Origin of the sequence: Aeromonas sp. S9(2024) (assembly GCF_041403185.1) — a bacterium.
In the GTDB taxonomy this organism is placed as follows: Bacteria; Pseudomonadota; Gammaproteobacteria; order Enterobacterales; family Aeromonadaceae; genus Aeromonas; species Aeromonas enteropelogenes.
Window position 1 is genome coordinate 134,682 of the sequence record NZ_JBGLRE010000001.1, and the last position, 23,176, is coordinate 157,857.

Here is a 23,176-nt window from a genome sequence, read left to right on the forward strand (position 1 = left end):
GCATCATGCCACTGCCAATGCCATTGTCAATCGGCGCTGAAAGCAGGATCGCAAGGTTTTATCGAATTCTGCTGGTGCGGTGCAGCACGGCACAGTTCGGCGCCTAGCTTATCCCCTTGATTCACGGACTCTTTGGCCATGATGACGGGCAGATGCCGGTTGCCTGTCGGCCTCTTGGCCTCCCCCTCAATCCAGGACGCCATAACGAGAAGAGGCGACCCCGGGTCGCCTCTTCTTTATACCTGGCACAAGGCCGGTCAGCGCTGACGCTTTTTGGCGTACTTGCGGCGGGCCCGCGCCTGACGCTCCTCTTCCCGCTCCGCCTTCTCCTTGGCCTTCTGTTCGGCCTCGGCATCGGCCTCCACGATCTCGCTGCTCACCATCTGCGGAGTCTCCAGGGAGATGCGGCCCAGCAGGCCTGAGCGGAACTCGTTGACCAGGATCTCGGACGCCTTGTGCAGATCCGACAGCCCCCCCTTGCGCATGAAGCCGCGCTGACGGGCAATGAGATCCAGCAGTTCGATCTCGGTCTCGGGCAGCGCGTCAATCTGATAGCGCGCCTGGATCCGCTCCGGATAGGCCTTGAGGAAGTAGTCCGCGGCGAACATGGCGATGTCCGCGTAGTCATAGACGGTATCCTTGATGGCGGCCGTGATGGCCAGCCGATAACCGCAGGAGGGCGGGTTGAGTTTGGGCCACAAGAAGCCCGGGGTGTCGGTCAGGATGACGTTGTTGTCGAGCTTGATCCGCTGCTGGGACTTGGTCACCCCCGCCTCGTTGCCGGTGCGGGCGATGATGCGCCCCGCCAGGGTGTTGATCAGGGTGGATTTGCCCACGTTGGGAATGCCCATGATCATGGCGCGCACCCCGCGCAGCTCCAGATTGCGCTCCGGCAGCATCTCGTGGCAGAGGGTCAGCAACTGCTTGATCTTCTCCGGCTCCTGCTGGGTCAGGGGCAATGCCTTTATCCCCTTCTCCTGTTCCATGTGGGCCACCCACAGCGCGGTGATCTCAGGGTCGGCGAGATCCGCCTTGTTGAGCACCTTGATCACCGGTGTATCGCCGCGCAGCTCGGGCACCAGCGGGTTTTCGCTGGAGAAGGGGATGCGGGCGTCGAGCATCTCTATGATGACATCGACCTGGGGCATGACCTCGGCAATCTCTTTGCGGGCCTTGTGCATGTGGCCGGGGAACCAGTTGATGGACATATCCGTTACTCTCATCTAGGGACTGCGGGCGCTGGCTTGCGGTGACGCGAGCGGCGAGCGGTGGCGGACGCAGGGCGTCGCAAGGGGGCGCATTTTACCTGCTGATATTCAGATTTGACAGGCCATTCTAGTCCGCAGGCCGCAAACCAGCCAGATTTTCGCCCTCCCGCTCACCTCGTCAGCCTGTGTTGCAGCCCCCCGTTATTGACAGATAAGTGATTGATACAACATAACATTCACCCAACACCTTCACCGGATTGTCATCCAGTTTCATTAAAAGTGTCATCTGCGACCTCTAGGCTGCGCTCAGGTTTTACAAGGAGCGAACCCCAATGAGAAAGATGGCAGGACTTGCATTGATGATCGGCGCCGCCCTGGCCGCCGGCTGCAATTCCAACAACGACAGCGGTGCGCCCGAGCCCGGTGCCAAGAACGTGATCTTCTTCCTCGGCGACGGCATGGGTCTCAACACCCTGACCGCCGCCCGCATCTACGGCGTCGGTGAAGAGGGCAGCCTCACCATCGATACCCTGCCGGAGACGGCCTTCATCAAGACCTTCTCCCACGACGCCCAGGTGACCGACTCGGCCCCCTCCATGTCCGCCTACATGACCGGGGTCAAGAGCAACAACGGTGTCATCAGCATGGACGGCGATGCCACCCAGGAGAACGACTGCAGCAAGAGCGCCGGCAAGCCGGTCACCACCTTGCTGGAGCTGGCCAAGGCCGCCGGTCGCGGCACCGGCGTGGTCACCACCACCCGGGTGACCCACGCCACCCCGGCCGCCACCTATGCCCACCTCTGCAACCGGGATCTGGAGGCGGACATCGCCGCCCAGCTGGTACCCGGCGGCGCCGGTTACAACAGCGCCCTCAAAGAGGGAGTGGACGTGGTACTCGGCGGCGGCAGCAGCTTCTTCTTGCCCAAGGCCGACAAGGGCAAGCGCGAGGATGGCCGCAACCTCATCGATGAGATGAAGGCCAAGGGCTATCAGTTTGCCGCAACCCTGGACGAACTGAACCAGGTCGATGTGAGCAAGCCGCTGCTGGGGCTGTTTGGCTCAAGCCACATGAAATATGACCTGGACCGACCCGCCAGCGAGCCCTCCCTGACCCAGATGACCCTGGCGGCCATCAAGCAGCTCAAGGACAAGAAACAGGGCTACTTCCTGATGGTGGAAGGGGGGCGCATCGACCATGCCCTGCACGACACCAACGCCAAGCGTGCCCTGCAGGACACCCTCGCCTTCGACAACGCCATCAAGGCGACCATCGACGAGGTGAAGAAAACCGATCCCGAGCTGCAAAACACCCTGATCGTGGTCACCGCCGACCATGACCACACCTTGGTGCTGAACGGCTACGCCAAGCGGACCGGCAAGACCACCGTCGACAACCCAGGCGTACTCGGGCTGGTGAAGAACTACGAGACCGGCGAGCCGAGCAAGGATGCCGATGGCATGCCCTACACCATCATCGGCTTTGGCAACGGCTACAACCGGGTGGATGGTCCGCGCAGCAGCGTGGCACCGCTGGACGACGCCACCGTCTCCGCCAACGACTATCACCAGGAGGTGGTGGTCAAGGTGGGTGAAATCGGCAACGAGACCCACGGCGGCACCGACGTCTTCCTCGGCGCCATCGGCCAGGGAGCAGAGAGCTTCCACGGCTCACTCGACAACACCGCCGTGTTCGGCAAGGTCAAGGCTGCGGCCGGGCTGTAAGGAGCATTCCCATGAAAAGCGCCATGAAACAAAAACTGCATAAAACCCTCGTCAGCACGGCCCTGCTGGCCGCCCTCGGCGGCGCGGCCCAGGCACAGGCCAGCGACGCCAAGAACGTCATCCTGTTTATCGGCGACGGCATGGGCCCCACCGTGCTCACCGCCACCCGCCTCTACAAGGTGGGGGAAGAGGGCAATCTGGAGATGATGAAGCTGGCCCGCAGCGCCCGTATCAAGACCTTCTCCAACGATGCCCAGACCACCGACTCGGCCCCCTCCATGGCGGCCTACACCACCGGGGTCAAGATGAACAACGAGGTGATCGCCATGAGCAGCGACACCAAGGCCGTCGCGCCCGGCAAGGATGTCAACGGCAACAAGGGCATCAACAACTGCACCAGCGACAACGGCAAGCCGGTGCCCACCATTCTCGAACTGGCCAAGGCGGCCGGTAAATCTGTGGGGGCCGTCACCACCACCGAGCTGACCCATGCCACCCCGGCCGCCACCTACTCCCACATCTGCCATCGGGATGCCGCCTACGCCATCGCCGAGCAGGCGGTACCGGGCGGAGCCGGCTTCAACACCGCGCTGGGGGATGGGGTCGACGTGCTGATGGGGGGCGGCGCCAACCACTGGACGCCCTACAACAGCACCAGCAACAAGGGCGGTCGCGCCGACGGACGGGATCTCACCGCCGAACTGACTGCCCAGGGCTACCACTACGTCACCACCAAAGATGAGCTCTCTGGCGTCAACTCGGGCAAGGTGCTTGGGCTGTTCAGCGCCAAGTCCCACCTCGACTACGAGCTGGACCGGGTCGCCAAGGGGGCGGCAAGCACCCAGCCCTCCCTCTCGGAGATGACCGCCAAGGCGATCAATCTGCTCAGCCAGAACAGTCAGGGTTACTTCCTGATGGTGGAAGGGGGTCGCATCGATCACGCCCTGCATGGCACCAATGCCAAGCGCTCGCTCACCGACGCGGTGGCGCTCGACGAGGCGGTCAAGACGGCGCTCGGCAAGGTGGATCTGAAAGATACCCTGATCGTGGTCACCGCCGACCATGACCACACCATGACCATCAACGGCTACTCCGCCAAGGGCAACAAGGTGCTGGATCTGGTGAAAAATGGCGACGGCTCGACCCAGAACGACGTGGATGGCAAGCCGTTCACCACCCTGGTGTTCGGCAACGGCCCCAACCGCGCCGACGTGCGCCCCACCCTCACCAGCGATCAGGTGATGGCGGACGACTACCTGCAAGAGACCGGGGTCAAGCTCGGCTCCGAAACCCACGGCGGCGGCGATGTGATGCTGTTTGCCGACGGCGCCGGCAGCAGCCGCTTCAAGGGCACCCTCGACAACACCAAGGTGTTCGGCAAGCTCAAGGAGGCGCTCGGTCTGTAAACAGCAGGGCCCGGCCAAGTGCCGAGCCCTGCTCGCTCGAGCGAGACGGCATGATGCGATATTTATTACCCTTGTGGCTGCTCACCAGCAGCCTCTCTTTTTCCCTCCTTGCCGATGAAGTCCCCGATCTGGCCGCCCGCATCCGCTATCAGGACAGAGTGACCAGCAGCGACGGCATCAGCAAGGAGAGCCAGTGGCAGGAGAAGTGGTTGCGGGTCGGCGACCAGGTGTGGAGCCAGCGGCTCATTCCCCTCCCCCTGGCCCGTGCCTACCACGCCGCCCACGATGCCACCCCGGGCCACAAGCACTTTACCCACCAGATGGCAGCGCGCTGGGTGACCCGCAACCAGCAGGATGAGCTGCAACTGCGCTACGCCGACAACTGGCACAACCAGCTGGTGGAGGTACCGGAGGAGGAGTATGGCCAGGTGGCCTTCAAGCCCGACTGGGCGCGCATTCGCCATCTGGTGGATCCGGCCCTGCTGCAGACCATGACCCCGCTGGAGGATGCAGCCCCCGGGCAGGCGCGCTGGTATGAAAAGCGCGAGGGCAAACAGCGCACCCGCATCCTCTGGTCGAGTCAGTGGCAGATCCCCCTGGTGGTGGAGTCCGCCAGTCTCGATGGCTACCGCAGCTACCGGATGGAGGTGACCCTGCGCAAACTGCCGAGCCAGTATCCCTGGCGGCAACTGGCGGACCACGAGGTGCGCGATCTACGGGATTTCTTCGACTGAGATCCCATCCCTCCTTGCCGAGGGAACGTTTTCAAAGGCAGGAGTGTTACACTCGATTAATTCCCCCCTGGTTCACTCGATGAATGCGTACATCCTGCCTGTTCTTTACCGCCCTGCTGCTGATGCTGATCCCGTCAGCTGCCCAGGCCATCGTGCTGGTGGCGGCAGAACTTCCTCCTTATGTGATCCGTGCCAAGCAGGGCAACCCCAGCGGCATGGTCATCGAAATCATGGAAGAGGCGGCCCGTCGCCTGGGGGAGCCGCTTACCGTGGAGCTGATGCCACTGGCCCGCGCCCTCACCGAGACCAATCATCGTCAGGATGTCTTGTTCGTGCCCCCGGTGCGCAGCGCCCGGCGCGAACACCTTTATGACTGGATAGCCCCCCTGCTGGAGGAAGATTTCGTCATCGTTACGGATCGCCGTCATCACCCCGTCCCCCTCAAGGTTCGGGAACTGCCGGCCCTTCGGGTGGGCACCCTGCGCTACTCCTTTGGCGATACGCTGCTCAGGCAGCGACTCAATCTCGCGAGCCAGACGGTCGCCACCGAGGTGCTCAACGCCCACAAGCTCCATCGTGGCCGCATCGATGCCTGGGTCGCTGCCTGGAACACCATCCTCTACAATCAGCAGCTTGGCGGATATGACGAGGCCCGGCTGGTACGAGGGGAGACCCTGATGAGCACTTCCCTGTTCGTCGCCGCCAACAAGGCGTTTCCTGCCGAACAGAAGCGGCGCTGGCAGGCTACCCTGGCCCGGATGCGCGCAGACGGCAGCCTGGCGCGGATCATCAAGCAGTACCACTATCAGGCCCCCGTCAGGTAATCCAATCCGGTTGCCAAGGGTGATCAGAATGGTTATGGTATCCACATGAAAATATTCGTTATTTCTCCCTGTTTGCTCACACCCTGTTAAGCCCCCGCCTCGCTCCTTCGGCCGCGAGTCGCCAGGGGGCATGGTGTTTCCCGTCTGTTTTTTTCAGCACTGACATCCGAATTTCGACCAGCTTGCCTGCCATCCTGGTCATTTAACCCATTGATAAGGAATATCCTATGAAACAACCTCATCTCGTCATCTCCAGCCTGGATCTGGATCGTATCGAACAGCTGCTCGGCAACCACCCCCAGCACCTGGCCCTGCAAGAGGAGCTGGATCGCGCCGAGATCCGCGAGCCGGCCGACATGCCGCCGGACGTGGTCACCATGAACAGCACGGTGCGCTTCAAGATGCAGAGCAGCGGCAACGAGTTTTGCCTCAATCTGGTCTATCCCCGCGATGCCAAAGGGGACGAGAGCAACATCTCCGTGCTGGCGCCGGTCGGCAGCGCCCTGCTGGGGCTGAAAGTCGGTGACAGCATCGCCTGGCCCGGCCCTGCCGGTCGCACCATTCAGGTGGAGATCCTCGAAGTGGTCTATCAACCGGAGCGCGCAGGCGAGCTGCACCGCTGATCCCCGGGTGCGGGTTCGGGCAACGCGACCCACCCGCACCAACTGATCCCGATCAAGCTTTGCGCCGACAGAGAGGCGCTTTCCTCCTTTCACTCCCACTGCGGCTTGAGCCTGACCCGCCGGGCAGGTATCTTGTTGGCCGCGTCATGGTCATGACGCCCCGAATTTCAGGCTGACATCATGATTAAGATTGCCCTCATCGACGATCATCAGATCGTCCGATCCGGTTTTGCCCAACTGCTCAATCTGGAGCCCGATCTGCAGGTGGTCGCCGAATTCGGCTCCGCCAGCGACGCTCTGGCCGGTCTGCCCGGCAGCGGCGCCCGGGTCTGCGTCTGCGACATCTCCATGCCGGATCAATCCGGGCTGGAGCTGCTCAAGCAACTGCCCTCCGGCCTCGCCGTGGTGATGCTGTCGGTACACGACAGTCCGGCCCTCATCGAGCAGGCGCTGCAGAGCGGGGCCAAGGGGTTTCTCTCCAAACGCTGCAGCCCGGACGAGCTGATCGCCGCGGTGCGCACCGCCGCCCTGGGTGGCTGCTACCTCACCCCGGACATCGCCCAGAAGCTCGCCAGCAGCAGCCGGGATCCTCTCACCAACCGGGAGCGGGAGATAGCCCAGCTGCTGGCCCAGGGGCTGGAGGTGAAGAGCATCGCCGAGCGCCTCGGCCTCTCCCCCAAGACGGTGCACGTGCATCGCGCCAACCTGATGGACAAACTCAAGGTCAGCAATAACGTGGAGCTGGCCCACCGCATGCTGGACAGCTGGTGATCCCGCGGCTGGCCAGCTACGTCGCCATCACCCTGGCGGCCTGCTTCATCTTTGCCGCCGGCTGGTTTTGCCTGTGGAGCATCAGCCTGCATCTGGCGGGTGGCCCGGCCCTGGCGGTACTGCTGTTCCCCTTTGGTCTGCGCCTCGGTTTGTTGCTGCAAAGCCCCACTGCCTACTGGCCGCCGATCCTGCTGTGCGAAGGGGGGCTGCTCTACTGGCTCAACCTCGAGGTGGGGCTGCCCCACTGGCCCTGGCTGGTGGCGGGCAGCCTGCTCACCTTGCTGCCGCTGTTCATCGCCCGCCGTCAGCAGGTGCGCAACGACTGGCAGCAACTGCTACTACTGCTGGCGACGGTCACCGCCGCGGCCCTGCTGCAATCCCTGCTCTGGCATCTGGCCGGGGAGGATGGCCTCTCCGCCCTGCTGCTCACCCTGACTGGCGGCCTGACCCTCACCTCCACCTGCATGCTGATCTGGCACTACCTGACCCGTGCCACCTGGGTGCCGCTGGGCCCTGCCCTGGTGGATCAGCCGGTGGACTGGCGTTTTCGCCATCTGATCTGGTATCTGCTGCTGTTCGTGCTGAGCCTCTGGTTGCAGCTGGGGCTACCCAACTCTCTGGTGCGCTTCACCCCGTTTTGTCTGGCCATTCCCATCATCGCCATGGCCTGGCGCTACGGCTGGCAGGGGGCTCTGCTCGCCACCCTGATGAACACCATCGCCCTGCTGGCGAGCCAGGCCTGGCATGATCATCCGCTGGACTTGCTGCTCTCCCTGCTGGCCCAGAGCCTTACCGGCCTGCTGCTCGGCGCAGGCATCCAGCGCCAGCGGGAGCTCAACCAGGCGCTGACCCGCCAGCTTGCCCACAACCGCCAGCTCACCGAGCGGCTGCTGGAGACCGAGGAGAGCATCCGCAAAGAGGTGGCCCGCGAACTGCACGACGACATCGGCCAGACCATCACCGCCATCCGCACCCAGGCGGGCATAGTGCGCCGGCTGGCACCGGACAACGCCGGCGTGGGCCAGAGCAGCGCCCTCATCGAGACCTTGTCCCTCGGCATCTATGATGCGGTACGCGCCCTGCTCGGCCGGCTGCGCCCTCGCCAGCTCGACGACATGAGTCTGGAGCAGGCGGTGCGTGCCCTGCTGAGAGAACTGGAGCTGGATCGCCACGGCATCGTCACCCGGCTGGAGTGGCAGCTGCCCGACGCAGATCTCTCCGACGCCCAGCGGGTCACCCTGTTTCGGGTCTGTCAGGAGGGGCTCAACAACGTGGTGAAACACGCCAACGCCCACTCGGTCACCATTCGCGCCAGCCAAGGCGGCGAGCAGCTGAAACTGGTGCTGGAGGACGACGGCCGCGGCCTGCCCCAGCCTAGCCCCGCGCAGGGTTACGGCCTGCTCGGCATTCGCGAGCGGGTGCAGGCGCTGGGGGGCAGCCTGCAACTCTCCTGCACCCATGGCACCCAGCTCACCGTCAATCTGCCCAGCCGCAGGCGGGAGGAGGCCCATGATTAACCCCCGCCGTCACCGGAGCGCCGCCCCATGCTTAGCTTTATGAGAAGCGCGCCGCCCCGGCCCCCTCTGCGCGATCAGGCCGAGATTGACGCCACCTATCGCCACTGGCGGCTGCACCTGCTGCTGACCATGTATCTGGGCTATGCGGTCTTCTACTTCACCCGCAAGAGCTTCAACTTCGCCATGCCGGACATGCTGGCCAGCGGCATGCTGGACAAGGCCGACATCGGCATGATGTGGACCCTGTTCTACATCACCTACGGCTGCTCCAAGTTCTTCTCGGGCATCATCAGCGACCGGGCCAACCCGCGCTACTTCATGGGACTGGGGCTGATGGCGACCGGGGTCATCAATATCCTGTTCGGCCTCTCGTCGTCCCTCTTGTTGTTCGCCGCCCTCTGGGTCGCCAACGCCTTCTTCCAGGGCTGGGGCTGGCCCCCCTGCTCCAAGCTGCTCACCAGCTGGTATTCGCGCAGCGAACGCGGGGTCTGGTGGTCTGCCTGGAACACGGCCCACAACGTGGGCGGGGCCCTGATCCCGCTCATCGTCAGCACCCTGGCCCTGCAGCATGGCTGGCGCTACGGCATGATAGTGCCCGGCCTCATCGCCATCGTCGCGGGGCTGTTCCTCTGCTGGCGGCTGCGGGATACCCCGAGCGCCATGGGGCTGCCCACGGTGGGCGTGTGGCGCAGCGATGCCATGGAGCTGGCCCAGCAGACCCAGGATGCGGGTCTCTCCCATCGCCAGATCCTGCGCAAGTATGTGCTGGGCAACCCTTACATCTGGCTGCTCGCCTGCTGCTACGTGCTGGTTTATGTGGTGCGCACCGCCATCAATGACTGGGGCAACCTCTATATGACTGAGCAGCGCGGCTTCGATCTGATGAGCGCCAACTCGGCCATCTCCATGTTCGAGGTGGGGGGCTTTATCGGCGCCCTGGTGGCGGGTTGGGGCTCGGACAAGCTGTTCAACGGCAATCGCGGCCCTATGAACCTCATCTTCGCGGTGGGGATACTGCTCTCGGTGGGGGCGCTGTGGCTGATGCCCTTCTTCAGCTATGTGATGCAGGCGGCCTGCTTCTTCACCATCGGCTTTTTCGTGTTCGGCCCCCAGATGCTGATCGGCATGGCGGCGGCGGAGTGTTCCCACAAGAATTCGGCGGGAGCGGCCACCGGTTTCGTCGGCCTGTTCGCCTACATGGGGGCGGCGCTCTCCGGCTATCCCTTGGCCAAGGTGATGGAGATCTGGCACTGGAACGGCTTCTTCGTGGTGATCTCGGTGGCCGCCGGGGTCTCGGCCTTGCTGCTCCTTCCCTTCCTCAAGGCCCAGGCCCCCAGAGTGGCGCAAGTCGACCTCCCCTGAACCTCACACCGTGCCCGCCCTCCCATACATGAATTCAATTGAGGCTCTTCATGATGGCGGGGCGGTTCAATTGTCTCCTCTTTTGGCCTCAATGGCCCTCGAACACATTTTGCGCTTGAACCCACTCTCTTAGATAGATATGTTGTTTTCGTGTGATTTTATGAGTGAAGCCATGAGCAAAAAATGCCTCTAACCTCTTGAGTCTTCTGACACAATTCGGTTTTGGTACATTTTTCACTCACTTCGTTATTCATAGCATCTCATATGGGGCTTTTGCTCCGCTCAAGACATTCATCCTGTCTTGCCTGTTGCCGGATGCAGCAGTCTCTTGTGCCACGGAGTCGCACGGGATCAGGTTCAAGGCCGAACACAACATCGACAGAGACGTCACTATGATCAAAAAACTGCTTCTTTCTACCCTGCTGTTTTGCGGGCTGGCCAGTGCGGCCCCGACCCCAGCCCCCACTTCTGCCCTGGATGCCGTGCTGGAGCGCGGTGTGCTGCGAGTCGGCTTCGACGCCGGCTATCAGCCGTTCGAGATGACCAACAAGCAGGGCCAGTACATCGGCTTTGACGTGGATCTGGCCAAGATGGTTGCCAAGGAGATGGGCGTCAAGGTCGAGTTCGTCAACACCGCCTGGGATGGCATCATCCCGGCACTGCTGACCAACAAGTTCGACGTCATCATGGGCGGCATGACCGTCACCCCCCAGCGCAACCTGCGCGTCAACTTCGCCGATCCCTACATAGTCGTTGGCCAGACCATCGTCCTGCGCAAGGATAAAGCGGGCGAGATCAAGTCGTTCCAGGATCTGAACGATCCCAAGTACAAGATCGCGGTCAAGCTGGGCACCACTGGCGAGCAGGCGGTCAAGCGCCTGATCCCCAAAGCCACCCTGCTGCAGTTTGAAACCCAGGATGACGCCAAGCTGGAAGTGATCAACGGCAAGGTCGACGCGTTTGTCTACGACCTGCCCTACAACGCCATCTTCGCCTCCCAGAATCAGGGAGCCGTGGTGCACCTGGACAAGCCGTTCACCTTCGAACCGCTGGCCTGGGCCATCCGCAAGGGGGATCAGGACACCCTCAACTGGTTCAACAACTACCTGCGCCAGATCAAGGGCGACGGCAGCTACGACCGCCTCTACAAGAAGTGGTTCGAATCCACTACCTGGCTGAACCAGCTGAAATAACCTCCCGGGGGGCGGCATGCCGCCCCCGCACCCCGCTCCTCCCCCAACAATAACGAGAAGAGGTTGTGACTGTGCACATCCCCAAACCGACAAGACAGATGGAAAAGCAGCCCAACCAGCTGCTCTGGCACGGCGTGTTTCTGCTGATCGTGCTGGCAGCCATATTCGGCATCTATAAAGCGGTCCAGTCCATTGACTACACCTGGCGCTGGGAGCGTATTCCCCAATACATCGCCTATCAGGCGGAGCAGAAAAACTATGCCGAGTTCGACGGCACCGTGATTGCCGGTACCACCGAGGCCGACAAGGGCAAACTGTTCCTGCAAGATGATCTCGACCCCAACCAGCGCCAACCCATCGCCACCCGTGGCGCCCAGGTCGCCGAAGGGGATACCGTCTTTCGCGGCGACGCCCTCGACATTCAACTGAGCTGGACCGCCGGCCCCATCGCCTGGGGCGTCTGGGTCACGGTCAAGCTCTCCCTGGTGGCCGGGGTGTTCGCCATCCTGCTCGGCACCCTGGCCGGCTTGGCGCGGCTCTCTCCCAATCCGGCCCTGCGCAACCTGGCGGTTACCTATGTGGAACTTATCCGCGGCACCCCGCTGCTGGTGCAGATCTTCATCGTCTATTTTTTCATCGGCACAGTGCTGAACCTCGATCGCTTCACTGCCGGGGTGGCAGCCCTTGCCGTCTTTACCGGTGCCTATGTGGCGGAAATCGTGCGCGCCGGCATCAGCTCGATCCATAAAGGGCAGATGGAGGCTGGCCGCAGCCTCGGGATGACTTCGGCCCAGACCATGCGTTACGTGATCCTGCCCCAGGCTTTCAAGCGTGTACTGCCACCCCTGGCCGGCCAGTTCATCAACCTCATCAAGGATTCGTCGCTGGTCTCGGTCATCTCCATCACGGATCTCACCAAGGCGGGGCGCGAGGTGGTGAGTTCCACCTTCAGCCCGTTCGAGGTGTGGTTCACCGTGGCCCTGCTCTATCTGGTGCTCACCGGCACCCTCTCTTTCCTGGTGCGTCGTCTGGAGGTGAAATATGCGCGCAGCAACTGATCCCATTATCCAGGCGCAACCGGTGTCGAGAAGTTCTGCCGTCACTGGCACCCCCTTCACAGTGTGTCGTCTGGAGGTACAACATGTGCGCAGCAACTGATCCCATCATCCAGGCGAGCGGCGTGGAGAAATTCTATGGCAGCGAGGTGCATGCTCTGAAGAACGTCAGCACCCAGGTGGCCGAAGGGGAAGTGGTGGTGATCGTGGGCCCCAGCGGCTCTGGCAAATCCACCTTCCTGCGCACCCTCAACCAGCTGGAGACCATCAACGATGGCCAGATCGTGGTCGACGGAATCAGCCTGACCGAGCCTGGCGACGTCAACAAGCTGCGGGAAGAGGTGGGCATGGTGTTTCAGTCCTTCAACCTCTTTCCCCATCTGAGCGTGCTGGACAACATCTGCCTCGCGCCGCAAAAGGTACGCGGGCTGTCCCGCAAGGATGCCGAGGACAGAGCCAAAAACCTGCTGCTGAAAGTAGGGCTCTCGAACAAGGCCCGGAGTTACCCCTCCCAGCTCTCGGGCGGCCAGCAGCAGCGGGTGGCCATCGCCCGGGCGCTCGCCATGCAGCCGCGCATCATGCTGTTTGACGAGCCCACCAGTGCGCTGGACCCCGAAATGGTCGGCGAGGTGCTGGACGTGATGAAGGGGCTGGCCCGGGAAGGGATGACCATGGTGGTGGTGACCCACGAGATGGGTTTTGCCCGCGAGGTGGCCGACCGTGTGCTCTTCATGGAGAGCGGCGAACTGCTGGTGGACGAAAAACCGGGGGATTTCTTCGACAACCCTTCCTCTCCGCGGCTGCGCCAGTTCCTGAGCCAGGTGCTCTAACAAACCGGACAACCGGAGAAGAAAAAACAGAAAGAGGGGCCAGGCTGCCCCTCTTTGCCGTCCGGAACCTGGCCATTTTCCCGCTGAACCTATTTGCGCCGGTTACCAGTTCAGCGTGGAGACTTTCCCAGATATTTCTCGACGATGGCCCTGATCCCGTCCTGTTTCTTCAACTGGTAGAGCCCCTTGTCAAATTGCCCGGCAAAATCCTCCCTGAAGGGAAACGCCCCCTTGCGACTGTAGCCGAGAAACCCCTGCTCCCGACTGATCACGGGCCCCTGCTTGAGCCGCGACATATCGGCCACCGCCAGCTGGTTGTTCTGGATCATGTCGAGCAGCTCAAAGAGCAAAGAGAGGCGATCATTGACAGTACAATCCACCCGCCCCCGGACTATCTTGAGCAGGTTTTCCCGATTACCCTTCACCTCTTCCACCTCTATCTTGCGCTCTTTCACCAATTGCCAGAAGGGGGGGCTACCGATGGCAAACCCTGCGTTGATGCCAAAACGAAGGCCCTGGTAATCCCCGGGAAAACGGGCCTGCGGGGTATTGACCGCCACGCCCTCGCCACACATCACCACCAGTTCCTCATCGAGCATGGGTTGCGAATAGGGCCAGATCCAGGGCCGGCTGTCCGGCATGTAGTAGGGCGGGAAAATGGCGAAGGCCGCCCCCTGCTCTATCATGCTGAGACCCCGTCGCCAGGGGACTGGCTTGATCACCACCTCGTACTCCTCCATGGAAGCGGTAACCTGGCGCACTATGTCGGCATAGATGCCCCTGACTTCCTCTCCCTCCTGCCAGGAGTAGGGCGGATAACTGGCATCGGCCAGGATCTCGACCCGGGTCTTGGCCTGCGCCAACAGGCAGACCCCCATCAACAAACAGCACCACAGCCGCATCGTCTGCTACTCCAGAGGTAGAAAGCTCCACCAAGCATAGTCACTGCGCCGGACCGTCAGGGACGCCATCCCTCATTGCTGGCGAGTTGGCGCCGCTTGCCGATCTGGCCGTGCGGATAACGGGACAAATTGTTAATGAAAGATGACATCCATCCTTTATGCTGGAGAGCAATTGCTCTGGATGGGTGCCCGACATGGATGTGCAACTGCTCTTGCTCTACTTCTCCCCTGTCTTTGTGGCCTTTATCGGCTGGGAGATGCTCTATCTGCGACGCCATGGCGCCGCATTTCCCACCGCGACCTACCAGTGGCGGGATCTCCTCGCCAACGCCACCCTGGCGCTGATGCACCAGGGGGGCGATGCGCTGGCGGCCATCGCCATCGCCTACCTGTATGACGCCCTGTGGGGCTGGCGACTGCTGGACATCGAGCTCAACGCCTGGAGCCTCTTGCTGCTGTTTTTGCTGCAGGATTTCTGCTATTGGCTGTTCCACTTCGCCAGCCACCATGTGCGCTGGCTGTGGGCTTCCCACGTGGTGCACCACAGCTCGGAGCGGCTTAACCTCTCCACCGCCTTTCGCCAGAGCCTGATGTATCCGGTCTCCGGCATGTGGCTGTTCTGGATCCCCATGATCCTCATCGGCTTTCCGCCCGAGGCCGTGGTCGCCACCGTACTCTTGAGCCTGGGTTTTCAGTTCTTCGTCCACACCCAGGTGGTGGGCAAGCTTGGCCGCCTTGAGTGGGTCTTCAATACGCCCTCCCACCACAGGGTGCACCATGCCAGCAACGCCAAATACATAGACCGCAACTTCGCCGGTGTGCTCATCATCTGGGACAGGCTGTTTGGTACCTTCGTGGAGGAAGACCCCGCCGAGCCGTGCCGCTTTGGTATCACCAAGCCCATCCATAGTTTCAACCCGCTCACTCTCACCTTTCACGAGTGGCGCGACATGCTGCGGGACGCCCGTGGCCTGCCCTGGCGTGCCAGGCTCAAGGTGTTGTTTGGCAAGCCGGCGGGGCCGGCCTCTTCCGACCGTTGACGACAAAAAACAAGGCCACCCTAAGGTGGCCTTGTTGCAACATGACGTTCGGACTGCTCAACGCCCTGCCAGTATCCGCTTGGTCTGCTTGACCCAGTCGGAGACCCGCCCCTGCTGGGGCAACCCTTGCCAGATCTGCTCCCACTGGGCAGGACTGAGAGGGCGACCCAGGCGACGCTGCACCCCGGCGTAGAGGTAGTCGTGGGCCGTGGTGCGGGCCTGGGCCGAGGTGAGGAACTTGGCGACCGGATCGGTCAGACGCACATCCCGCATGCCGAGCAGCGGATAGTCGTTGTGCACCGCCGCCAGCATGGTCTCGCGCATGGCCGACTCGATATAGCCGCGGGCAAACAGGGCGGTCACCGACTCCAGAGAGCCCTGATCCGGGCCGTGATACTCCTCATCAAAGATGGGGCTCGGCTCGGCCATGGCGCTTTGCACCACGGCATCGGGATCCCGCTGTGGCACCACCACGGCAGCCTTGGAGGCGGCGGGCCTGGTGGCCACAGCTGCCTTTTGCGGCGCGCTCTGGCTACAGGCACCCAGTGTCAGGGCGAGCGCCACACAGGCCAGCGCACGGGAATGAGACTGCATCTTCATGACTCCTTGTGTCGATCCTTTTACGATTCCTGTGCGGGCTTCTCGGCTGCCGCCACTGGATCCAGCCGAGTGACCAGCAGCTGGTCAATCTTGTAGCTGTCGATGTCCACCACCTCGAACTTGTAACCGGCATATTTGACCGAGTCGGTCCGCTTGGGGATCTTGCGCAGCATGTACATGATGAAACCGGCGATGGTCTCGTAGTTCTGGTTTTCCGGAAACTCTTCGATATCGAAAGCGCGCATCACGTCGGAGATGGGGGTCACCCCGTCCACCAGCCAGGACTTCTCGTCACGCTGGACAATCTGCTCCTCCACCACATGGGTCGCCCACTCACCCATGACGGTGCTCATCAGATCGTTCATGGTGACGATCCCCACCACCAGGGCATACTCGTTCATCACTACGGCGAAGTCGCCACGATGGTTCTTGAAGTACTCCATCGCCTCGTAGAGGTTCAGGGTGTCGGGCAGAATGATGACACTCTGCACCAGGGAGCCGCTGTTGAGATCGATGTTCTGGCCACCGATGACGCGGATCAGCAGCTCCTTGGAATCGACGAAGCCCTTGACGCTGTCGAGGTTGTGGTCACACACCAGGAACTTGTTGTGGGGATGCTCGGCGATCTTGGCCTTGATGCTCTCCTCCCCCTCTTGCAGGGTGAAGTAGATAAGGCTCTCTCGCGCGGTCATGGCAGAGGTCACGCACAGGGATTGCAGCTCGAACACGTTCTCGATGAGCTGATGCTCCTCGCGCTGGATGACGCCGGCCTCGGCGCCCGCATCCATCACCGCATAGATGTCGTCAGAGGTGATCTCGTCACGGCGCACCGTCGAGATGCGCAGCATGCGGAACAGGGTATTGGCCAGCCCGTTGAACACCCACACCAGTGGCAACAGCACGGCGACGAAGAACATCATGGGGCGCACCACCACCACGGCGATCCGCTCGGGCATGGTCATGGCCAAACGCTTGGGCATCAGGTCAGCCAGCAGGATGAACATGCCGGTGACAAACACGAAGGAGATGCCCGAGCTAATCTCGCCAAGCCAGGGGCCCTGATAGAAGCCGGAGACGATCTCCTTGATGGCGGGGTTGAGTGAGGATTCCCCCAAAATACCGCCCAGAATGGCGACGGTATTGAGACCAATCTGCACCACGGTGAAAAAGTTGCCCGGCTGGGCCTGCAGTGCCAGCACCTTTTCGGCCTGGCGATTGCCTTCGTCCGCCATCACCTGCAACTTGATCTTGCGGGACGCGGCGAGAGAGATCTCGGAAAGGGAGAAGAACACGCTGCCGGCGACCAGCAGCATCAGAAAGAACAAACTATCGGCAAAACTCATGATTAACCTATTGCAACAGCCGCCTTAGCACAAGACGGCAAACTGGGCCCGGGAGACCGGACCGTGAGTCCATCCGGGACTCACAAGGGGGCTATTCTATCAGAAAACGACCAGCGATGCGCTTTATCTTACTCTGTCCTTCGATGCAATAAAAAAAGGCGCTTTCGCGCCTTTTTATTCATATCGGGTCAGCTTTTCCCCAAAAGAGTGCCCAGATCGTCCGTCTTGGTGTGACGCACGTCCTTGCCCTTGACGTAATAGACGATGTATTCGCAGATGTGCTGGCAGCGATCGCCGACCCGCTCGATAGCCCGCGCCGCCCACAGCACGTTCAGCACCTGGGGAATGGTGCGGGGATCTTCCATCATGTAGGTCATCAGTTCACGAATGATGGACTCGTACTCCCGATCCACCTTGTCGTCTTCCTTGTAAACCGCCAGCGCCGCATCCAGATCCATGCGGGCGAAGGCGTCGAGCACATCGTGCAGCATCTTGATGGTACGACGACCCATATTTTCGAGCGACACCAGCGGCGGCTGGGGCTTGTTGGCGTTGTCGGTCAGCATGCGGGCGATCTTGTCCGCCACATCGCCAATACGCTCCAGATCCGTGATGGTCTTGATGATGGCCATCACCAACCGCAAGTCGGAGGCGGTGGGCTGACGCTTGGCGATGATGCGGGTGCACTCCTCGTCGATGGCCACTTCCATCGCGTTCACCTTGTGGTCGTTGGCGACGATCTTGCGGGCCGCTTCCAGATCCTGATCGTGGATGGCGGCGATGGCGTCGGTGAGCTGCTGCTCCACCATGCCGCCCATCACCAGCACCTGGTTGCGCACTCCCTCCAGCTCGGCATTGAACTGACCGGAGATATGTTTGTTGAGGTTCATATTGTCCATACAAATAATCCTTGTTGATCCGATTATGCCCTAGCCGTTGCACTGACCGGTAATCTGTTTGTTGATGCTCATCTTGCTCATCCTCATGGCTCCGGTCAGGCCTTAGCCGTAACGGCCGGTGATGTAGTCTTCGGTCTTCTTCTTGGCCGGGGTGGTGAAGATGGTGTTGGTGTCCGAGTACTCGATGAGCTCGCCCATGTACATAAAGGCGGTCTGATCCGACACCCGCGCCGCCTGCTGCATGTTGTGGGTGACGATCACCACGGTGAACTGGCTCTTGAGCTCGTTGATCAGCTCCTCGATGGTGAGGGTGGATATGGGGTCGAGTGCCGAGGTGGGTTCATCGAGCAGCAGTACTTCCGGCTCAATCGCGATGGCCCGGGCAATCACCAGACGCTGCTGCTGACCACCGGAGAGGCCGAACGCGTTGTCATGCAGACGATCCTTCACCTCCTCCCACAGGGCCGCGCCGCGCAGGGAACGCTCGGCCGCGTCATCCAGGGTACGGCGATCGTTGATGCCCTGCAGGCGCAGGCCGTAGACCACGTTCTCGTAGATGGACTTGGGGAAGGGGTTCGGACGCTGGAACACCATGCCTACCTGACGGCGCAGGGCGGAGACATCGACGTTCTTGTCGTAGATGTTGTGACCGTGCAGCTGGATCTCGCCATCAATGCGGCAGCTTTCGACCAGATCGTTCATCCGGTTGATGCAGCGCAGCAGGGTAGACTTGCCGCAGCCGGACGGGCCGATGAAGGCGGTCACCTGCCCTTTCGGTATCTTCATGTTGACGTTGAACAGCGCCTGCTTGCTGCCGTAGTACAGGTTGAGATCCTTCACTTCCAGCGCTGTCTGGGCCGGACTCAGGTTGAGCAGATCCAGCGTGGTGTGCTGGCTCGACGGTGTCGTTACGTTGATCATCTGTTACCTCAAAAACGCTCTGGGGTGGCTGGCATCCGTTGTGCCAGCGACCGGGATCCTCGGGTGGCGACCACGGCCTCTTTTGTCAGAGTGCCATCGACCGCCAGGTCTGTTCTGGGTGGCCGGATTAATGTTCCAGCGACCGGAATTTCTCATGCAGGTGGTTGCGAATGCCTGTGATGTCCGTCAGGTTCATCATCAATGCTCCAAAGAACGGAACTTCTCCCGCAAGTGGTTGCGAATACCGATGGCCGTCAGGTTGAGGCCGACGATCACCGTCACCAGCAGGAACGAGGTGGCATACACCAGCGGTCGCGCCGCCTCGACGTTGGGACTCTGGAAGCCGACGTCGTAGATGTGGAAGCCCAGGTGCATGAACTTGCGCTCCACATGCAGGTACGGGAAGTTGCCATCCATCGGCAGGGTCGGCGCCAGTTTCACCACCCCCACCAGCATCAGGGGGGCCACTTCACCGGCTGCACGGGCAATCGCCAGGATGAGACCGGTCATGATGGCCGGACTTGCCATCGGCAGCACGATGCGCCACAGAGTCTCGGCCTGGGTGGCCCCCAGCGCCAGAGAGCCTTGGCGAATGGTGCTGGGGATCCGGGCCAGCCCCTCTTCAGTGGAGACGATCACCACCGGCAGGGTCAGGATGGCCAGGGTCAGTGCCGACCAGATGACGCCGGGAGAGCCGAAGGTCGGGCTCGGCAGCGCTTCCGGATAGAAGAGCGCATCGATGGAGCCGCCCAGGGTATAGACGAAGAAGCCCAAACCAAACACGCCGTAAACGATGGAGGGCACGCCCGCCAGGTTGATCACCGCGATGCGGATGATCTTGGTCAGGCTGTTCTTGCCCGCATACTCGTGCAGGTAGACCGCCGCCACCACGCCGAGCGGAGTCACGATGATCGCCATCAGGAACACCATGAAGACGGTGCCGAAGATGGCCGGGAAGACGCCGCCCTCGGTGTTCGCCTCACGGGGATCGTCGGAGATGAACTTGCCGATTTGATGGAACCAGTAACCGGTCTTGGCGAGCAGACTCATGTCGTTGGGCCACACCACGTCCAGCACCTTGGACATGGGCATGGTCACCAGCTCGCCACGCATGTCCTTGACCGTGATGCTGTCTCTGTCCGCCTGGGCACGCAGGGAGAAGAGCTCCTTCTCCAGCACCTGATAGCGATCGTTCAGGGCCTGGCGCTCACTCGCCAGCTGGGCTTTAAGCTGATCGGTCAGCTTGTCGTCCAGCTCGGCCTTGCGCTCTTTGAGGCGCAGCCGCTCCAGCTGATAGTTGATGCTGCCGATGTCCCCTTTTTGCAGGTCATTGGCCTGTTCAGAAAGCCCGTTGGCACGGGCCAGCACACGCTGCAGGGCCGGGTGCAGATCCGCAGTCAGCTCGCGGCCATCCTCCTTCACCCCGACGATGTAGCCGTAGAAGTTGCCGTTGGTGGCGCGCTCCACCATGGCGAGTTCGGCAGGTTGGGTCTGGGACTTGATGTCGGTCTCCAGCACCCAGCGAAAATCGAGGTCGACGAACTCGCGGTTGCCGGTCTTGACCAGATAGCGGGTCAGCAGCTCGCGCTCTTCTCCTTCCAGCGGCAGGCCGGCGGCCCGCAGCCGCTCCACCGGCACCAGCTCGCGATCGTTGATCTCGCCGATCAGCACGCTCTTGTTGCCATTGGCGTCTTCCAACTGCCACTCATAGATGGGGTGAGGCCAGAAGTAGACCAGACCGCGCCAGCCGATGAGCAGCAACAGACCCAGTACCGCGACCAGACTCAGGCTGACGGCGCCGCCGGTCATCCAGATCCAGGGGGCCCCTGATTTAAACCACTTACCCATTGTCATTCCTTGGTCCTTACAGAGAGCTGTATTTTTCACGCAACCGCTGACGGATGAACTCGGCCAGGGTGTTGAACAAGAAGGTGAACACGAACAGGACGAAGGCCGCGAGGAACAGCACCCGATAGTGGGAGCTGCCCACTTCCGACTCCGGCATCTCCACCGCGATGTTGGCGGCCAGGGTGCGCAGCCCCTGGAACATGGAGAAGTCCATGATGGGAGTATTGCCGGTGGCCATCAGCACTATCATGGTCTCGCCCACGGCGCGTCCAAGGCCCATCATCACCGCCGAGAAGATGCCCGGGCTCGCGGTCAGGATCACCACCCGGCTCAGGGTCTGCCACGGCGTGGCACCGAGGGCCAGTGAGCCCTGGGTCAGGTGCTTGGGCACCGAGAAGACGGCGTCTTCGGCGATGGAGAAGATGGTGGGGATGACCGCAAAGCCCATGGCGATACCGACCACCAGGGAGTTGCGCTGGTCAAACTTGATACCCATGTCATGGGTCAGCCAGATCCGGGAATCGCCGTGCATGAAGGCGTTCTCGATGAGCGGGCTCACCGCGAAGGCCCCCCAGCCGATGACAAGCAGCACAGGGATCAGCAGGATGGCGTGCCACCCCTCCGGCAACCAGGCCTTGCCGCGCTCCGGCAGGTAATTCCAGATCAAGGCGGTCAGCAGCATCCCCATCGGCAGCAGGATCAGCAGCAGCACCACGCCGGGCAGGGCCCCTTCTATGATGGGCGCGAGCCAGAGACCCGCCAGAAAGCCCAGGATAACGGTCGGCAGGGCCGCCATGATCTCGACCGTCGGCTTGACGTATTTGCGCAGCCCCGCCGACATGAAGTAGGCGGTGTAGATGGCGCCGGCGACGCCGAGCGGCACCGCAAACACCATGGCATAGAAGGAGGCCTTGAGGGTACCGAACACCAGCGGCACCAGGCTCAGCTTGGCTTCGAAGTCGTTGCTGGCGGAGGTGGACTGCCACACATACTGGGGCTCGGGGTAGCCTTCATACCACACCTGTTGCCACAGGGCGGACCAGGTTACCTCGGGGTGATCGTTCTCGACGGCAAACAGCTTGAGAGTCTCGCCCTGCTGCATCAGCAACAGATTGTGACGCGGCGAAATGGCCAGGGCAGAGAGCTCGCCCCCTTCCACCTTTTCGCTCAGCAGCTTGCTCTCGCCGGTAGCGTGGAAGAAGTTGATGTCGCCTTTCTTGTCGGCACTGATGAAGCCCTTGCGAAAATGTTCCGGCGTCAGCAGGTCGACGGCGCCGTCACTCTTGAAATCACGGATCTGGGTGAATTCACGTTTGCCATCTTTGGCCACTTCAAACCATTGGGAGATGACGCCGTTGTCGTTGCCCACCAGCAGGGAAGATGCGCCGGAGAGCAGATCAATTCGGGTCACGTTGGCATTGGGGGCATTGACCTCCATGACATCGCGCAGGGAGATCTCGCTCAGGTGGTGGATGTCATAGACGGAGAGACGGTTGCCCTCGCGCACGAACAGAATGCGCAGGTTGGGAGTCAGCAACATCTGATCCACATGGCGCGGCAGGGACGGAATGCTGTAGTTCTGGGTGGTCCACTCCACCTCGCCGGAGAGGAAGTTCTCCTCCCCGCTCATCACCATCAGCACGCCGCGGCCATCTTCGGTCACGGCAGCAGCAGCCATCTTGTCCTTGGTGGCCTCGAACACCATGCGCGAGAGCGCCTTGCCCTCGGGATCGATCACCATGGGTTCCTTGCCAAACGGATATTGCAGGCTGGGCTCGATGACGCGCACGTCCTTGGGATAGGAGACCTTGAAGTAGGGCTGCACCACCTGGGCCTTACCATCGGCAAAGCCATAGGCAATGAACTTCTGGCCCGGCGCCGGGGCGGCCACGGTCGTGACCTCTCCAGAGACCCGATCCTGGCCCAGTATCTGGCCAACCTTGACCTCTCCCTCAGCCTGGAGGGCGAAGAAGTCGACCTGCCCCTTGTCGCTGAAGCGGTAACCTATCTCGTTCTGCTCTTCGACGCCAAGCCAGGCGGTCTTGCCCTCTACGGGCAGCGAAAATGAGGCGGTCTGCTCCATGGAAGCGCCATTGAAGATGGGCTTCACCACGTAGAGCAGATAGAAGAAAATAAGCAGCAGGGCCACCAGTACCAAGGCTCCCCCCGTGGTGACCCCGTATTTGGCCAACTTATCCTTGATACGGCGCTTTCTGCTGCCCGCCATACCTAAGTTTATCGATTCCGATGACATGCAAGACCTCAATGTGAGCTAGGCTTGGCGGCATTATATGGCGGTTGCATGACAGTTTTGTTACATGGAAACCGCTTTTACAGCGGCAGTATGAAGGGATTTTACAGCATCGAAGATGGGTA

The 23,176-nt window shown here is 61.6% G+C and carries 20 protein-coding genes; 12 read left to right on the forward strand and 8 right to left on the reverse strand.

Annotated elements, in window-relative coordinates:
• Positions 1 to 257: 257 nt before the first annotated feature.
• Positions 258 to 1,208, reverse strand: coding sequence for a ribosome biogenesis GTPase YlqF (gene ylqF, locus ACB028_RS00565; protein WP_010633500.1), 951 nt, complete (start codon positions 1,206 to 1,208; stop codon positions 258 to 260).
• Between the two features lie 332 nt (positions 1,209 to 1,540).
• Here ylqF and ACB028_RS00570 point away from each other — a divergent pair, with 332 nt between their 5' ends.
• The 11 genes from ACB028_RS00570 (at position 1,541) to ACB028_RS00620 (ending at position 13,247) form a co-directional block, all read left to right on the forward strand.
• Positions 1,541 to 2,932 carry an alkaline phosphatase gene (locus ACB028_RS00570; protein ID WP_371143220.1) on the forward strand — a complete coding sequence of 464 codons (1,392 nt, stop codon included), beginning with the start codon at positions 1,541 to 1,543 and terminating at the stop codon, positions 2,930 to 2,932.
• An 11-nt stretch (positions 2,933 to 2,943) separates the two neighbouring features.
• Positions 2,944 to 4,338, forward strand: a complete 1,395-nt coding sequence (locus tag ACB028_RS00575; RefSeq protein WP_371143221.1) for an alkaline phosphatase — start codon at positions 2,944 to 2,946, stop codon at positions 4,336 to 4,338.
• Positions 4,339 to 4,388: 50 nt separating this feature from the next.
• Positions 4,389 to 5,072: a hypothetical protein gene (locus tag ACB028_RS00580; protein WP_371143222.1), complete on the forward strand. Its 684-nt coding sequence runs from the start codon at positions 4,389 to 4,391 to the stop codon at positions 5,070 to 5,072.
• Positions 5,073 to 5,155: 83 nt separating this feature from the next.
• On the forward strand, positions 5,156 to 5,896 hold the full coding sequence (locus ACB028_RS00585) for a substrate-binding periplasmic protein (RefSeq protein ID WP_371143223.1): 741 nt from the start codon (positions 5,156 to 5,158) through the stop codon (positions 5,894 to 5,896).
• A 227-nt stretch (positions 5,897 to 6,123) separates the two neighbouring features.
• The gene (rnk, locus tag ACB028_RS00590) at positions 6,124 to 6,519 is read left to right on the forward strand and encodes a nucleoside diphosphate kinase regulator (RefSeq protein WP_026456481.1); all 396 of its coding nucleotides are present in this window, start codon (positions 6,124 to 6,126) and stop codon (positions 6,517 to 6,519) included.
• A gap of 180 nt (positions 6,520 to 6,699) precedes the next feature.
• Complete coding sequence (gene uhpA / locus ACB028_RS00595) at positions 6,700 to 7,290, forward strand: transcriptional regulator UhpA (RefSeq protein WP_042025474.1); 591 nt, start codon at positions 6,700 to 6,702, stop codon at positions 7,288 to 7,290.
• Complete coding sequence (uhpB, locus tag ACB028_RS00600; RefSeq protein ID WP_371143224.1) at positions 7,287 to 8,807, forward strand: signal transduction histidine-protein kinase/phosphatase UhpB; 1,521 nt, start codon at positions 7,287 to 7,289, stop codon at positions 8,805 to 8,807. Before uhpA ends, uhpB begins: the two co-directional genes overlap by 4 nt.
• A gap of 27 nt (positions 8,808 to 8,834) precedes the next feature.
• Positions 8,835 to 10,169 (forward strand): MFS transporter, encoded by a 1,335-nt coding sequence (locus tag ACB028_RS00605; protein ID WP_371143225.1) that lies wholly within the window; start codon positions 8,835 to 8,837, stop codon positions 10,167 to 10,169.
• Between the two features lie 392 nt (positions 10,170 to 10,561).
• A complete protein-coding gene (locus tag ACB028_RS00610) occupies positions 10,562 to 11,362 on the forward strand; it encodes a transporter substrate-binding domain-containing protein (protein WP_371143226.1) in 801 nt (266 codons plus the stop codon).
• 98 nt (positions 11,363 to 11,460) lie between these two features.
• Positions 11,461 to 12,420 (forward strand): amino acid ABC transporter permease, encoded by a 960-nt coding sequence (locus ACB028_RS00615; RefSeq protein ID WP_026457278.1) that lies wholly within the window; start codon positions 11,461 to 11,463, stop codon positions 12,418 to 12,420.
• 83 nt (positions 12,421 to 12,503) lie between these two features.
• Positions 12,504 to 13,247, forward strand: a complete 744-nt coding sequence (locus ACB028_RS00620; RefSeq protein WP_371143227.1) for an amino acid ABC transporter ATP-binding protein — start codon at positions 12,504 to 12,506, stop codon at positions 13,245 to 13,247.
• Between the two features lie 110 nt (positions 13,248 to 13,357).
• Here ACB028_RS00620 and ACB028_RS00625 read toward each other — a convergent pair whose 3' ends face one another.
• Positions 13,358 to 14,149, reverse strand: coding sequence for an ABC transporter substrate-binding protein (locus ACB028_RS00625; RefSeq protein WP_042025467.1), 792 nt, complete (start codon positions 14,147 to 14,149; stop codon positions 13,358 to 13,360).
• Between the two features lie 194 nt (positions 14,150 to 14,343).
• Between ACB028_RS00625 and ACB028_RS00630 the strand changes: the two genes are divergently transcribed.
• The gene (locus tag ACB028_RS00630) at positions 14,344 to 15,189 is read left to right on the forward strand and encodes a sterol desaturase family protein (RefSeq protein ID WP_371143228.1); all 846 of its coding nucleotides are present in this window, start codon (positions 14,344 to 14,346) and stop codon (positions 15,187 to 15,189) included.
• 57 nt (positions 15,190 to 15,246) lie between these two features.
• Here ACB028_RS00630 and ACB028_RS00635 read toward each other — a convergent pair whose 3' ends face one another.
• The 6 genes from ACB028_RS00635 to ACB028_RS00660 form a co-directional block, all read right to left on the reverse strand.
• Entirely contained in the window at positions 15,247 to 15,789 is a 543-nt protein-coding gene (locus ACB028_RS00635) for a hypothetical protein (RefSeq protein ID WP_371143229.1), read from the reverse strand.
• A 20-nt stretch (positions 15,790 to 15,809) separates the two neighbouring features.
• Positions 15,810 to 17,132 (reverse strand): hemolysin family protein, encoded by a 1,323-nt coding sequence (locus ACB028_RS00640; RefSeq protein WP_371143230.1) that lies wholly within the window; start codon positions 17,130 to 17,132, stop codon positions 15,810 to 15,812.
• Positions 17,133 to 17,320: 188 nt separating this feature from the next.
• Positions 17,321 to 18,031 (reverse strand): phosphate signaling complex protein PhoU, encoded by a 711-nt coding sequence (gene phoU, locus ACB028_RS00645; protein WP_042025462.1) that lies wholly within the window; start codon positions 18,029 to 18,031, stop codon positions 17,321 to 17,323.
• 102 nt (positions 18,032 to 18,133) lie between these two features.
• Positions 18,134 to 18,952 carry a phosphate ABC transporter ATP-binding protein PstB gene (pstB, locus tag ACB028_RS00650; protein WP_042071957.1) on the reverse strand — a complete coding sequence of 273 codons (819 nt, stop codon included), beginning with the start codon at positions 18,950 to 18,952 and terminating at the stop codon, positions 18,134 to 18,136.
• A 198-nt stretch (positions 18,953 to 19,150) separates the two neighbouring features.
• Positions 19,151 to 20,800, reverse strand: coding sequence for a phosphate ABC transporter permease PstA (gene pstA, locus ACB028_RS00655; protein WP_371143231.1), 1,650 nt, complete (start codon positions 20,798 to 20,800; stop codon positions 19,151 to 19,153).
• A 16-nt stretch (positions 20,801 to 20,816) separates the two neighbouring features.
• Positions 20,817 to 23,054, reverse strand: a complete 2,238-nt coding sequence (locus ACB028_RS00660) for an ABC transporter permease subunit (RefSeq protein WP_371143232.1) — start codon at positions 23,052 to 23,054, stop codon at positions 20,817 to 20,819.
• Between the last annotated feature and the right edge of the window lie 122 nt (positions 23,055 to 23,176).